Annotated in this window: 13 protein-coding genes and 1 tRNA gene; 8 read left to right on the forward strand and 6 right to left on the reverse strand. The window is 40.0% G+C overall.

From position 1 onward, the window contains the following. The first annotated feature begins 4 nt into the window (after nt 1-4). The 4 genes from Q0E03_RS07605 (at nt 5) to Q0E03_RS07620 (ending at nt 2,971) form a co-directional block, all read left to right on the forward strand. Nucleotides 5-541, forward strand: a complete 537-nt coding sequence (locus Q0E03_RS07605; RefSeq protein WP_297131203.1) for a hypothetical protein — start codon at nt 5-7, stop codon at nt 539-541. A 575-nt stretch (nt 542-1,116) separates the two neighbouring features. Then, nucleotides 1,117-1,479: a type II toxin-antitoxin system PemK/MazF family toxin gene (locus Q0E03_RS07610; RefSeq protein WP_297131206.1), complete on the forward strand. Its 363-nt coding sequence runs from the start codon at nt 1,117-1,119 to the stop codon at nt 1,477-1,479. Then, nucleotides 1,476-1,676: an AlpA family transcriptional regulator gene (locus Q0E03_RS07615; RefSeq protein ID WP_176775381.1), complete on the forward strand. Its 201-nt coding sequence runs from the start codon at nt 1,476-1,478 to the stop codon at nt 1,674-1,676. Before Q0E03_RS07610 ends, Q0E03_RS07615 begins: the two co-directional genes overlap by 4 nt. Nucleotides 1,677-1,759: 83 nt before the next feature. Further along, the gene (locus tag Q0E03_RS07620; protein WP_297131211.1) at nt 1,760-2,971 is read left to right on the forward strand and encodes a site-specific integrase; all 1,212 of its coding nucleotides are present in this window, start codon (nt 1,760-1,762) and stop codon (nt 2,969-2,971) included. Nucleotides 2,972-3,284: 313 nt separating this feature from the next. Here the strand turns inward: Q0E03_RS07620 and Q0E03_RS07625 are convergent. From Q0E03_RS07625 to Q0E03_RS07635, 3 genes are all read right to left on the reverse strand, one after another. After that, nucleotides 3,285-3,361: transfer RNA gene (locus tag Q0E03_RS07625), tRNA-Arg, on the reverse strand. 186 nt (nt 3,362-3,547) lie between these two features. Further along, nucleotides 3,548-4,006, reverse strand: a complete 459-nt coding sequence (locus Q0E03_RS07630; RefSeq protein WP_297131214.1) for a C-GCAxxG-C-C family protein — start codon at nt 4,004-4,006, stop codon at nt 3,548-3,550. Then, on the reverse strand, nt 4,006-4,707 hold the full coding sequence (locus tag Q0E03_RS07635) for a hypothetical protein (protein WP_297131217.1): 702 nt from the start codon (nt 4,705-4,707) through the stop codon (nt 4,006-4,008). Before Q0E03_RS07635 ends, Q0E03_RS07630 begins: the two co-directional genes overlap by 1 nt. Nucleotides 4,708-4,930: 223 nt before the next feature. Here Q0E03_RS07635 and Q0E03_RS07640 point away from each other — a divergent pair, with 223 nt between their 5' ends. After that, entirely contained in the window at nt 4,931-5,911 is a 981-nt protein-coding gene (locus Q0E03_RS07640; protein ID WP_297131220.1) for a hypothetical protein, read from the forward strand. A 133-nt stretch (nt 5,912-6,044) separates the two neighbouring features. On the opposite strand, the gene Q0E03_RS07645 is transcribed toward Q0E03_RS07640, so the two are convergent. Genes Q0E03_RS07645 through rsmA form a run of 3 tightly spaced genes read right to left on the reverse strand, consistent with a single transcriptional unit; the run spans nt 6,045 to nt 8,914 of the window. After that, nucleotides 6,045-6,626: a hypothetical protein gene (locus Q0E03_RS07645; protein WP_297131223.1), complete on the reverse strand. Its 582-nt coding sequence runs from the start codon at nt 6,624-6,626 to the stop codon at nt 6,045-6,047. A 15-nt stretch (nt 6,627-6,641) separates the two neighbouring features. Continuing rightward, nucleotides 6,642-8,051, reverse strand: a complete 1,410-nt coding sequence (locus tag Q0E03_RS07650; protein WP_297131226.1) for an MATE family efflux transporter — start codon at nt 8,049-8,051, stop codon at nt 6,642-6,644. Between the two features lie 2 nt (nt 8,052-8,053). Next, nucleotides 8,054-8,914: a 16S rRNA (adenine(1518)-N(6)/adenine(1519)-N(6))-dimethyltransferase RsmA gene (rsmA, locus tag Q0E03_RS07655; protein ID WP_297131228.1), complete on the reverse strand. Its 861-nt coding sequence runs from the start codon at nt 8,912-8,914 to the stop codon at nt 8,054-8,056. 164 nt (nt 8,915-9,078) lie between these two features. Between rsmA and Q0E03_RS07660 the strand changes: the two genes are divergently transcribed. From Q0E03_RS07660 to Q0E03_RS07670, 3 genes are read left to right on the forward strand one after another with little or no spacing between them, the layout of a single operon-like run. Beyond that, nucleotides 9,079-9,543: a MarR family winged helix-turn-helix transcriptional regulator gene (locus Q0E03_RS07660; RefSeq protein ID WP_297131230.1), complete on the forward strand. Its 465-nt coding sequence runs from the start codon at nt 9,079-9,081 to the stop codon at nt 9,541-9,543. Then, nucleotides 9,540-11,279, forward strand: a complete 1,740-nt coding sequence (locus Q0E03_RS07665) for an ABC transporter ATP-binding protein (RefSeq protein WP_297131232.1) — start codon at nt 9,540-9,542, stop codon at nt 11,277-11,279. The genes Q0E03_RS07660 and Q0E03_RS07665 overlap by 4 nt, the downstream gene beginning before the upstream one ends. After that, on the forward strand, nt 11,279-13,129 hold the full coding sequence (locus Q0E03_RS07670) for an ABC transporter ATP-binding protein (RefSeq protein WP_297131234.1): 1,851 nt from the start codon (nt 11,279-11,281) through the stop codon (nt 13,127-13,129). Before Q0E03_RS07665 ends, Q0E03_RS07670 begins: the two co-directional genes overlap by 1 nt. The last annotated feature ends 123 nt before the right edge of the window (nt 13,130-13,252 follow it).

Genomic DNA, 13,252 nt, shown 5'->3' on the forward strand with positions numbered 1-13,252 from the left:
TAATATGAATAGTGATAAAAATAGATGCGTTGTGCAAAACGCTGAAAATAAAAAAGCTGTAACTTTGAAAGATACAAAAGAACAAGAAAAATCATCAATTTTTGATATTACAGTTGAACAATTGGTGGCATCATATGATTTTTTCAATATAAAATATGAAACAACCCTTGCTGAAGATATCATCAAATTGTGTAATGAAAATGGAATTACCACAGACGGAATGTTTCAGCAAAGGACTTGTGTATTAAGAATACAATATTCAAGATTAAGAGGTAATAAATATCATATTCCCAAAAAAGAAATATTGCTTTCGATATGCATAGGTTTAAGATTAAGTATTGAAGAAGTGACTGCGCTAATGGGAAAAGGCGGTTATTCGTTTACATATAACAACGAATTTGAACAAAAGAATAACCTTCCTTCATTCGACAGACTGATTCACGATTGTATTTGTATGAAGATTTATGACATTGACGAAATCAATGCATTTTTAATCCAAAACGAATACAAAGAAAGGCTTGGCAGCAAGACTCTTATATGAGATTTGGTAAAAATGCTGAACAGCAGAAAAAATGTAACTTTCAAAGATACACGCTATATTTTGAAATTAATTATACTGAAGCCAATGAAATGCTTGAGAGCATTTCAGGAACCTTGACAATTGAATATACCATATAGCAAATACTTTCCCATTATTGTTTCTGACGAACAGGGGCAAGCAGCTTTAGCACGAACAAGAGTCATTATGACTCTTTGTTTGTTGGCTACGAACTATCAGTGGTGCTGATAGGTATGCGATGACAGATAATGGGGATAATGATACTTCTGTCCAGTCAAAAGTCGAGCGTGATAAAACCGTCGCAACCAAAGAGGGCAGCTCGGAGAGATCCTCGGAGTGGTGAGATTCCAATGATAAGGTTAACCGACCTTAGTTTGCTATATGCCCAAAAGCAATAAAGATTATTCTTTATTGCCTTTGTCAGGGGTGTCGTGGACAAGTATGACATTACGCAAAATAACTTTAAAATATGACGGCATAGGTTTAATTTTTAGTGATAATATGTATATTCAATCAAACTAACTGCCTGTGCCGTTATACATACAGGAGTCAGTATAATGAACATAGTCAAGCGTGGAGAAATATACTACGCTGATTTAAGCCCTGTTATCGGCAGTGAGCAGGGCGGTGTCAGACCGGTAGTTATTATTCAAAACGATAAAGGAAATAAATATAGTCCAACAACAATTGTTGCTCCGATTACGAGCAGAAAAAAAGCAAGGATACCAACACATGTGCTGATTGATAATCCTTGTTTAAAATGTAAATCTCTGATTTTGCTTGAACAGATACGAATAGTTGATAAATCAAGATTAGGAGAGTATATAGGTGCATTAACTGTCGAAGAATCAGAAAAGCTTGATACAGCAATTGCAAAGAGTTTAGATGTTGAAATACAGAAAGAAGGTGTCAATTTATGAAATATAATAATTATGATGAGATGCCGATGTTTTTATCTATTAAAGATGTATCGGATACAATAGGTTTGTCAATATCAAGAATATATGATATAGCAAGCACAGATAAAACCTTCCCATGTGTCGTTCTGGGCAGGCGAAAAGTAGTGCCGAGAGATGAATTTAAATCGTGGATTAAAGCGAGTTCTAAAGGTTTTTAATGGTCGCAGCCAAACACCCATATTTATCTGGATATTAGGGAAAAAGTGTGGTATTGTTGGTGTTGCAAAGGAGATGATACAATATGGCAAAAAGAGCCAAAGGAACGGGAACATTGAGAAAAAGAGCAGATGGAAGGTGGGAAGGTCGCCTTTACATCGGCAAAGATGAAAACGGAAAGAATAATTACAAAACCGTTACACACATGAAAAAGTCAGAGTGTCAGAAAAAACTCGACATACTTATTGCGGAAAATGAAAAAAGAAAACGCAATGATGGATGTAAATACGGTGATTGCGTTAATCCTACCGTTGAGGAATGGAATAAGATCTACATTGAAAATTTTTGCACAGGATACTTAAAATCAAAAACGATATCGGGGTACAAATCAATGATTAAGAATTATATAAATCCTTACTTGGGTAAATATCACCTCAGAGATTTATCAAAGTTAATCTGTCAGCAATATATAATGGATGTATATGAGAATGGCAGAATAAATCAGAAAAGAGCAAGTGACATTGCTCAAGGTCTAAGTTCAAGAACTGTAAAAGATATAAAGATAATTTTGCATGCATCTCTTGAAAAAGCAGTAGATGAAGGGATAATAGATAAAAATCCAACAGATAAATTGAATATGCCGAAAGACAGAGTTAGAGGAATGACAACTCTGACTAAAGAACAAAGCAACCGCTTACTTGAAGAAGCCTTCAACAGCGGTTGCTTTGAATTTTATTACCTTGAATTAACAACAGGATTAAGACTTGGCGAAATCCTTGCATTAGAGTGGGAAGATTTAGATGTGAAAAACAAGACACTCTCAATAACTAAGCAAGTACAGAGAATTGATGGAACACTGCAAGCAGAAACTCCGAAAACAAAAAATTCGATAAGAACAATTGCAATTAGCTCTGATTGTGCAACAGCACTTGCAAGATTAAAAATGCGACAGCCGAAAGGAACAAAACTCATGTTCCCATCACCCGAAACAGGAACATATCGGGATCAGAATGCAGTAACAAGAAAGTTTAAACGAATGCTGAGGCGAGCAGGTTTACCACAGGAAGTAAGATTCCACGATTTAAGACACACATGTGCCACAATCGCACTTGAAGAGGGTGTGGAAATCAAAGCATTGTCAAGTATGCTTGGACACTCAGATGTGGCATTCACTATGAACACATATGTCCATGCAACAAAAAAGATAAAGACATCTGCTGCGGATAAAATGGAAGCAGCCTTTCAAATAGGATACTCAGCAGTTATGGATGTTGAATGCAAATTAAAAGAAGCATAATATAATGTAAAAATTATTATATAATATATAGAAAAGCCGTTACAACTGATGTAACGGCTGAATTACTTTCTGAAAATAAGTGGTCGCTGTTGTGGTCATAATAAAAAAATATACAGAAATATGCAAAAACAGCAAAAAATATACATTTGCTAAAATATATAATATAAAACATATATTATATAGAAAAACGGAGTAGCTATGTGGTCGTTTTTGAAGAATAAGTGGTCGTAAAAAATGATGTTTCTAAAGCAATTAAGGAAAATAAAAAATCCTTGAAACCAAGTAATATCAATGGTTTCAAGGATTTTATATGTGGTACGCCGGAAGGGACTCGAACCCCCGACCTACTGGTTCGTAGCCAGTCACTCTATCCAGCTGAGCTACCGGCGCGTAACACCTTATTAAATTGTAAATATGCGCTTTATACAAAAACGACTGTTTGGTTCGTAGCCAGTCACTCTATCCAGCTGAGCTACCAGCGCATATGCAAGTGTTTTTCACTTGCGCAAATTACTATAACACATTGCACAATAAAATGCAAGCATTTTTTTGCAAATATGCTAAATAATTTTTATATTATTTTTGCGGATTGTCTGCAATGAACTTTTCAAGCAAGTCTGCCGACATTTTTACAAGTTCACCGCACGGACGCTTTTTATAATAGGTATCCGTTCTTTTTTCGGGTTGAGGATTGTCGAATCCGTCTTGAGTTAATCCCAACAAATCACGGCAAACGACCGAGCCGTTTTTATCCTTAAACTCACCTGCCACCTTTTGAACATCGGCATAGAGCTGTGCCTTTGCATCGGCATCGGTTGGGTCTGAATAACCGTAAAGTGCGGACAAAACAAACGCAGTTCCGCTGACTGTTCCGCAAACCTCTCTCATTCTGCCCATTCCGCCGCCAAATCCGCCTGTAAGACGGGCAATCAGTTTGCCGTCCATTCCGACTTCATCGGCAAAAGCAAGAGCCACCGACTGTGAGCAATTATAGCCCTGCTCAAAATATCCCTTTGCAATATCGCCCTTTGACATTATTCGTAATCCTCTGAAACATCTGTAATATCGGTAAACACAGCCTCTAATTCCGTGTTATCCTTAACAGCGAAAGTGTACACCTCATTTGATGAAACTCTCTTACCGTTTTTGTACCAACCGTCAAATTCAAAATCATCATCGGCTCTGGCAATAACGGTGCACTTCTCGCCCTCTGCATAAGAGCCGTCGCCTTCGACCTCGCCACCCTGCGAACAGCTAACTGTTACGGTGTACTCAACAGGAGCAACTGTTGTCGGCTTGGTTGTCGATTGAGTGGTGGATTCGGTTGTCGGTTCTGTTGTTGAAGGAGCAACAGTTGTTGACGGTGCTTCCGATGTTGAAGCAACGGGAATCGATGTGTCCGCAACATCGTTGTTCTTCTTTGAATTGCTGACAAGAACAGCCACAAGAGCCGTAACGGCAATTGCAAGAACAACCGCAAGCACAACAATTGTTATGATAGTTTTTTCTTTTTTCTTATTCTGCTCTGATTTTGCAGGTGCGCCTTGAGTGCCTCTCTGCTGAGGAACAGACTGTCTTTGATTGGACTGAACAACAGGGGCAACCCTTGTTTTGCCCATATCGTCATCGTTGATTATATCATTATCGTTATCGTCCTCATCATAAAGAGGAGAACCGCAATTTTGGCAAATATATAAATTATCGTCGTTTTCGCTTCCGCAATTCTTACATCTCATAATGAATACCTCCGCATTTTTGATAATTATAACACATATAATGGTTTAGTACAATACGATTATCATTTTATCATAAATTTTTAACAAAAAAAGTATTAGTTTTTAATTAATTTTGAATTATTTTGCATTTACCTATTGACTTTTATCTCGATTTGTAATAAATTTATGGTGTAAATGTTTTCTGTAAAGACGGAAGCAGATTAAGGAAAGGGGATTCCCATAAATGAAGAAACTAATCAAAAGTATTACATGTTTGGCTTTGGTTGCTGCTCTTGTAGCTTCTCTCGCAGGATGTGCAAAGCTTAACTATGTAACAAACGGAACAATCACAGCAATTCAAGAAGTTAAGTCAGGCGACTGGAAGAATGCCGGCAAAGACGAAGCAGACGCAGCAGCTGAAGAAGATGTATCTGTTCTTGACAAGTCATTTGAAGCAGGCACATACGGTGGTGTTGAATTCAAGAGCCTTGAAGATGTTGCAAACTACTATGTTGAAGCTTACAACTACACAAAGACACTTACTGCTCAGTACAAGGATGCTGACGGCAACACAAAGACATTCTACAAATTGCTCGGTACTGAAGACTTGCAGGTTGGCGATGTTATGATCGACGGCAAGGCAAACAGCACAATCAACAGCCTTGTTCCAAGCATCGTTGGTCCTATGTTTGACGCTAACTCATGGAGCCTTGTTCCAAGTGGAAGCAGAGAGCCGGAATTCGACAACAACCTCGATGACGACACAAGAAAGAACGACAACGACTACAGAACATCTGCATTCAAGGCTGAGTACATTCTTGACGCAAATGTTGTTGACAACAACGACGGCACAATCACATTGACAATTCAGCCTAAGCAGGAAGAACTTGCTTTCCGTGGTGAAGGTTCACAGGGTTCATTCTTTGAAGTTCTCGGCGACATCACAGGCGCAGTTAAGAGCATCACAGTTCTCTCATTCACAGAGGGTGACGCTACTGATAACGTAAAGGTTATGTACAAGGGTGGTACAGGTTCTGTAACTATCGATACAAAGACAAAGGAAATCGTTTCTGCTCACTACACAATGATTGCTAACGTAGACGTAACACACGCTTGCATCGCAATCATCAAGGATAAGAGTGCATCTGTTAAGATCACTTACACAAACGAATATCCTGCATCTGATGATTACCTCAAGGAGAGAAGAGGTATCACAAGATTATAATCAACCGATTATAAGTGAATACAAACCAAAGGCTATGGAAAAATCCGTAGCCTTTTTTGTTGCCTGCAAATCAAACTAGACATAAATAAAGACGAGGAACGATACTTCATTCCTCGCCTTTGTATTTTTGCAGTTATATATTGTATGTCATTACGATTTCCATAAACTTAGTTTCCATAAACGGTTTGCTGTATGCAACAACAAAATCCTTGGACAGCATATAGTTGATATATCTTTTGCTGAATGTGTCGTACACAAGCGTTATATCCTCTTTTTGAGCGAACTCGACTGCTTCATCGATAAGTTCTTTTACAACTTCAAAATCGCCGTTAGGGTCGCTGTAAACCGTCATAACTCTTGACGGCTTGGCATAAGTCAAAAGAATATCGCAAATTCCCTCAAGGTTTTCTCTTTGCAAAAAAATCTTGGATGAAAAGCTGTACTTTTTCATTCTTTGACCCGACAAGCCCTTGAATTTATATTCAAAATTCTGCGGATCAACAAGAGTTACCATAGCATTTGCCTTCTTGTCAACAAAGACAACTTCTTCACTTGCAAAGCGAGGAATATGATATTTCATATAATCCTCGATAAACTTCGGTCGCTTGTTTATGTCGCTGCAAAGGAACATAAACAGCGGTTGCTTAACAAAGAATTTGCCAAATCGAGCCGAAACCGCATCAAGCGTTTTTTTATCAATACTGTTAATTAACATACACTCACTCTTTCATTAATCCATGGTGCTGAGTTTTGCTTCTTTTTCGAGTTTTTTAGTTGTGGCACGGAACATAACAACAGCCAAAACAATGCAAAACGCATCTGCAACAGGCTGTGCCCAGATAATTCCCTCAAGCCCCGCCACCTTGTTCATAATAAACATCATCGGCAAGAAAATCAAGCCCTGTCTGCCTGCTGCAAGAACAAGCGACTGAACACCTTTGCCCATTCCCTGAAATGCAAAATTGATGATGAACATTATACCAAGGAAAGTGCCCGGAGCCATAAGCGCGGTAATCATCTTTACGCCGTATTCGATAACAGCCTCGTCATCAATGAACACACCGATAACCTGTCGTCTGCACACAAGATAGAACACCGTTACACTTGCGCCGATAAGAACATTGCACATCATACCGAAACGAATACTCTTTTTCATTCTCTGATAATTCTTTGCACCGTAGCAATAACCGACAAGCGGCTGAATACCCTGCGCAAGACCGATTTGAAGCATAACAACAAGCATATTGGCTTTCATTGCAACGCCCATTGCGGCAACGGCATTGTCGCCGTACTTTGCAAGGAAAATATTTACTACGATATTAGAAAGCGACATAAGCAAATTATTGAGCGAAGCAGGAAGTCCGACGCTGACAACGCCCTTAACGATGCCATCCTTTGCCGAAAATCTTTTTGGCGACATCGACAAAATCGACTTGCCTCTCATAAAGTAAACAATAAAATAAAGCACGGAAGCCATATTGCCGATAACGGTTGCAATGGCTGCGCCCTTTACGCCCATATCAAAGCCGAAAGGCAATGTTATACCGAAAAGTTTGTTGCCCGGAGCGAGAATGAAAATCGGGTCAAGAACAATGTTTACAACCTGACCGATTACCATACCGATCATCGACTCCTTTGCGGCGCCCTCACCCCTTACAAGGTTGCACGCAACAATACTTGTTACGCTGAAAACACCGCCGAGAGCAATCCAAAACATATAATCGCAAGCAAAGTCGATTGTGAAATCACTTGCACCGACAAGGTACAAAATCGGACGCTTGAAAGCAATAAAAATCGCCGACAGCACAACCGCAACGATTATACCCGTATAAATACAAAATGACGAAATCGACTTAATTTTTTCTTTTTTGCCCTCACCGAGTGAACGGCTGATATACGCACATCCGCCAACACCGAAAAGGTTGCCCACCGCAAGGAAAAACAAGAACACAGGCATTGCAACCGAAACGGCGGCTACCTGATTTTTATCGCCTGTTTGACCCACAAAAAAGGTGTCTGCAAGATTGTATATAACATTTATAAGCATACCGAGCATACTCGGAATTGCCAGAGTTCCGACTGCCTTTGGCACGGAATAATCGCTAAAAACAAGTGTGTTATTTTTTCTTTCTTTTGCCATAATTAATTAAAAAGTAAATCGGTTAAATTTACCAAATCCTCCATTTTAAGATTTTCTGCCCTTACGGTTGAAGCAAGACCGAGCTGTGCAAGTGCATTTGTAACATCTGCCTTTGACTTGCCGAGTGAATTTGAAAGCGAATTGACAAGAGTTTTTCTTCTCTGTGCAAAAGCACTTTTTACAAGTGAGAAAAACTGCTTTTCGTTTTTAACCTCAAATTCAGGCTCATCTCTGACTATAATCTTGATTACGCTTGAATCAACCTTTGGACTTGGCATAAAGCACTCTCTGCCGACATTGAACAGGATTTCGCTTTCGCCGTAATAATTAACCGCAACGCTGACCGCACCGGCTTCTCTTGAACCGATAGGTGCACAAAGTCGCTCTGCCGCTTCCTGCTGAACCATAACTTCAATCTCCGACACAGGAAGTCTGCTTTGCAAAAGCATCATAATAACAGGAGAAGTGATATAGTACGGCAGATTTGCACAAACTTTGACTGTGTCGCAATCCGCAAATTTTTCCGCAATAAGTTGTTTTAGGTCGATTTTCATAACATCGCCCTTGACAAGTTCAAAATTGTCATAATCGGCAAGGGTCTGCTCCAAAACAGGATAAAGTCGCTCATCAAGCTCAACAGACACAACCTTGCCTGCCCTTTTGCAAAGTTCTTTTGTGAGGACGCCGACACCCGGACCAACCTCAAGAACGCCTGTTTTTTCATCAGCTCCGAGCATTTCTGCCATAGTAGGACAAACGCTGTCATCAATTATAAAATTCTGACCCAACGCCTTTGAAAAGTTAAAGCCATGGGCTGAAAGTATCTTTTTCACCGTGTTGTAATCGCACAAATTATAATCCATAGTCTGCCCTCCCAATAATTTCGCCGTATATTTTACCATATTATATGTACTATATCAAGTGTGGCGGTCTACAAAAATAAAATGTTGACATTGATATTTTTTGTGCTATAATACCTTTAGTCGACTAAATATTAGCCGACTAAATAATTTTCGGAGTTGTTATTTTGAACAAGAAAAAATGCTGTTGCCCACCACCTCCGCCAAAGGGACATATTGCCCCAAGAATCGGTATGGTGGCGAGAATGGAAAGGGCAAATTTTAACAAAGCGGTTGCCGATGAAGGACTGTTTGCCGGTCAGCACAAAATAATTATGTTTTTGAAATTTCAAGGCAGTGCAACAATCGGTCAAATTGCAGAAGAAACAGGCACGGCACCATCAACCGTATCGGTCAGCATAAAGCGAATGGAAAAAGCCGGATTCGTTAAAAAGAGGGAAAGCAAAACAGACAAAAGGCGAATTGAAATTTATCTGACCGAAAAGGGCAATGCCGTTCCTGAAAACATCAGACAAAAGATGGATGCGGAAGAAGAAATGCTCACAAACGGTCTTACGGATGAAGAAATTGCTACTTTGTCGGATTTGCTTGACAAAATAATAAATAACTTTATAAAGGAGGAGTCCGAATGATAAAAAAACTATCCAAATATCTCAAAGGATTAGGTTGGCTTTGCGTGGCAAGCGCATTTGGTATGATTGTTGAAGCTATGTGCGAACTTGCGCTGCCTTCAATCGCAAACAGCGTGTACGAAATGGTTAAGGCATCTACAGGTGACCCTGCCGACCTAAAACTTAAAATCGGCAAAATCGGTTTGATTATGATCGTTATGGCTCTTGTCGGTTTTTGCGGCGGCTTAATGACAATGAAAACATCATCGGTTGCAAGCCAAAAATTCTCATACAGACTAAGAAAAGCGATGTACGACAAAATCTCATCATTTTCCTTTAAAAACATCGACACATTTTCAACATCATCACTCACAACAAGACTGACAAATGATGTGACAATGCTTCAAAACACACTTATGATGGGACTTCGTATTTTAGTAAGAGCACCTGCATTGCTCATTGTATCGGCTGTTTTTGCATTTTCAATCAACGCAAAACTTTCAATGATTTTGCTTGTTCTCTTCCCTGTTATGATTGTAATCATTGCGGTTATTCTCAAATTCGGTTTTCCTATGTTCCAAAAAATGCAAAAGAAAATCGACAACATCAACCGTGTTGTACAGGAAAATCTCATCGGTATAAGAGTTGTAAAAGCTTATGTTCGCGAAGACAGAGAAAAAGAAAAGTTCCACGAAGCATCCGACGACCTTGCTAAGCAAGGTTCTAAGGCATCGGGTCTTATCATCACGGTTATGCCAATTATGATGTTGCTTATGAACTTTGTAATTATTTACATCTATTACAAAGGCTCGGTTGACGCAAGTAACAAGCTTATGGATGTGGGCCAAATATCTGTTTTGGCAAACTACATTGTGCAGGTGCTTATGAACATAATGATGGTATCTATGCTTATGCTTCAGCTCACAAGAGCAAAGGCTTGCGGTGACAGAGTTGTCGAAGTTCTCGACACCGAAGTTGACATTGTTAATCCTGAAAACCCATTCAAACCTACCGAGCCAAAGGGCGAAGTTGAATTCAAAAATGTTTCGTTCGGCTACAATGACGGTATGGACATTCTCACCGATGTCAGCTTCAAGGCAAATGCAGGCAGCGTTGTGGGAATTATCGGCTCAACGGGCTGCGGAAAATCAAGCCTTGTAAACCTCATTCCTCGACTTTATGATGTTACGGGCGGTGAAATCCTTGTTGACGGCGTCAGTGTTAAGGACTACGACCTTGAGGCTCTCCGTGAATTGACAGGTGTTGTGCTCCAAAAGAATGTACTTTTCACAGGCACAATCAAGGAGAACATCAAGTGGGGCAAGCAAGACGCAACGGATAAAGAAATCATCTCCGCTTGCAAAGCCGCACAGGCACACGACTTTATTATGAGCCAGCCTGACGGATACGACACAGAACTTTCGCAAGGCGGTTTGAACCTTTCGGGCGGTCAAAAGCAACGACTTTGTATCGCAAGAGCAATCATCAAGCAACCGAAAATCCTTATTCTTGATGACTCGACTTCTGCCGTTGACACAGCGACCGAAGCAAAAATCAGAGAATGTTTCTACAAAGAACTCAAAGACACAACAGTTTTGATTATTGCACAGAGAATTTCCTCCGTTGCGGAAGCAGACGAAATCATCGTGCTTGATGACGGCAAAATAGACAGCGTAGGTAACCACGAAGAACTTATGCAAACAAGCGAAATCTATCAGGAAATTTACAAAACACAGCAGAAAGGAGTAATGGAATAATGCCGGGACCACAAAGACACGGCGTGCCTGGACAAAAACCCAAGGACGCAAAAAAGACCTTAAAGCGTATTTTGTCATATATCGGCAAAAGCAAGGCGCTGTTATTCGTAGTATTTCTTTCTCTCATTATGGCAACCGTTTGCCAAATGGCAGCATCTTATTGGCTAAAGCCGATTTTGGACGATGTTGCATCATCAATCCAAGCAGGCGATTTTGCCACAGAGGGTATCAAACAGTTGATTAAAAACCTTGTAATTGTTTCGGCATTTTACATTGGTGCTTCACTGTTTATATTCTTGCAGTCAAAAATTATGGTAAAACTTGCATACAGAACATCAAACATCATCAGAAAAGACTTGTTTGACCACTTGCAAACATTACCGCTGAAATTCTTTGACGGACAGACACACGGCGAGATCATGAGCCGTTTTACAAACGATGTTGACAACATTCAAATGATGCTTGAGCAATCGATTGTTCAGCTTGTTTCATCAGTTTTCAGTTTCATCGGAATCATCGTTATGATGATTGCGCTTGAATGGAGATTGTTCATCGTTGCGCTTGTGTTCCTCATCATAATGATTGTGAACACAATGAGAATTGCAAAGCGCACAAGAAAATACTTCAAGGCTCAACAAAAGGCGCTTGGCGAAATGAACGGCAACATTGAAGAAACAGTTGAAGGAATGAAGGTTGTCAAGGTGTTCAACCACGAAGAACAGGCAAAAAACGACTTTGAACAGCTCAACGAAAGTTTCCGTGAAGTTGCCACAAAGGCAAACTATTACAGCGGAATTATGGGACCTGTTTCAACAGGAATCAACAACGCATCATATGCAAGCGTTACTCTTGCGGGCGGACTTCTTGTTTTGACAAAAGGTATGAGCATCGGAACATTCTTCACCTTCCTCAGCTATTCAAAGCAGTTCACCCAACCTATCAACCAAATTATGAACCAGATGAACAATGTGTTTTCTGCCCTTGCAGGTGCAGAAAGAGTGTTTGCCGTTATGGACACCGAAAGCGAGGTTGACAACGGCACCGTTACTCTCGAAGAAAAAGAAACCGAAAACGGCAAGATTTGGAACTGGGTTGACGGCGACAAGAAAATTCCTGTAAAGGGCGAAGTTGTTTTCAAGGATGTAACCTTTGGCTATGTTGAGGACAAAATTGTTCTCCACGACATCAATCTTTATGCAAAGCAGGCACAAAAGATTGCGTTTGTCGGCTCAACGGGTGCGGGCAAAACAACAATCACAAACCTCATCAACAGGTTTTACGACATTCAAGAGGGCACAATAACCTATGACGGAATCGACATCAAGAGAATTAAGAAGTCGGATTTGCGCCGTTCTCTTGCAATGGTGCTTCAAGACACTCACCTATTTACAGGCACGATTATGGACAACATCCGCTACGGCAGACTTGATGCAACGGACGAAGAATGTATAGAAGCTTCAAAACTTGCAAGTGCACATTCATTCATCAAACATCTTCCTGACGGCTACAACACAGTCATCACATCAGACGGTGCAAACCTCAGCCAAGGACAGCGACAACTCCTTGCAATAGCAAGAGCCGCAGTTGCCGACCCGCCTGTTATGATTCTTGATGAAGCAACCTCATCAATCGACACAAGAACAGAGGCTCACATCGAACACGGAATGGACAGACTGATGATTGGCAGAACGGTATTTGTTATTGCTCACCGACTTTCAACAGTCAGAAATTCAAACGCAATTATGGTGCTTGAAAACGGTGAAATCATCGAGCGTGGCGACCACAACGATCTCCTTGCGCTTAAAGGAAGATATTACGAACTTTGCACCGGTAAGGCTCAGCTATCGTAAAAAAGTAAAAAAACATTTACAATTTACAAAATATTAAAAAAACTCTTTACAAATAATAGACTTCGTGCTATAATCAAGTTAAATTATAGTGACTAAATGTATATTATTGAATATTAATTGAGG

Source organism: uncultured Eubacterium sp., from assembly GCF_934525195.1.
GTDB lineage: Bacteria > Bacillota > Clostridia > Oscillospirales > Acutalibacteraceae > Eubacterium_R.

Bases quoted from the DNA above. Each gene is read 5' to 3' on its own strand.
- Q0E03_RS07605 (WP_297131203.1), top strand. From the start codon at position 5: ATGAATAGTGATAAAAATAGATGCGTTGTGCAAAACGCTGAAAATAAA.
- Q0E03_RS07610 (WP_297131206.1), top strand. From the start codon at position 1,117: ATGAACATAGTCAAGCGTGGAGAAATATACTACGCTGATTTAAGCCCT.
- Q0E03_RS07615 (WP_176775381.1), top strand. From the start codon at position 1,476: ATGAAATATAATAATTATGATGAGATGCCGATGTTTTTATCTATTAAA.
- Q0E03_RS07620 (WP_297131211.1), top strand. From the start codon at position 1,760: ATGGCAAAAAGAGCCAAAGGAACGGGAACATTGAGAAAAAGAGCAGAT.
- Q0E03_RS07630 (WP_297131214.1), bottom strand. From the start codon at position 4,006: ATGTCAAAGGGCGATATTGCAAAGGGATATTTTGAGCAGGGCTATAAT.
- Q0E03_RS07635 (WP_297131217.1), bottom strand. From the start codon at position 4,707: ATGAGATGTAAGAATTGCGGAAGCGAAAACGACGATAATTTATATATT.
- Q0E03_RS07640 (WP_297131220.1), top strand. From the start codon at position 4,931: ATGAAGAAACTAATCAAAAGTATTACATGTTTGGCTTTGGTTGCTGCT.
- Q0E03_RS07645 (WP_297131223.1), bottom strand. From the start codon at position 6,626: ATGTTAATTAACAGTATTGATAAAAAAACGCTTGATGCGGTTTCGGCT.
- Q0E03_RS07650 (WP_297131226.1), bottom strand. From the start codon at position 8,051: ATGGCAAAAGAAAGAAAAAATAACACACTTGTTTTTAGCGATTATTCC.
- rsmA (WP_297131228.1), bottom strand. From the start codon at position 8,914: ATGGATTATAATTTGTGCGATTACAACACGGTGAAAAAGATACTTTCA.
- Q0E03_RS07665 (WP_297131232.1), top strand. From the start codon at position 9,540: ATGATAAAAAAACTATCCAAATATCTCAAAGGATTAGGTTGGCTTTGC.
- Q0E03_RS07670 (WP_297131234.1), top strand. From the start codon at position 11,279: ATGCCGGGACCACAAAGACACGGCGTGCCTGGACAAAAACCCAAGGAC.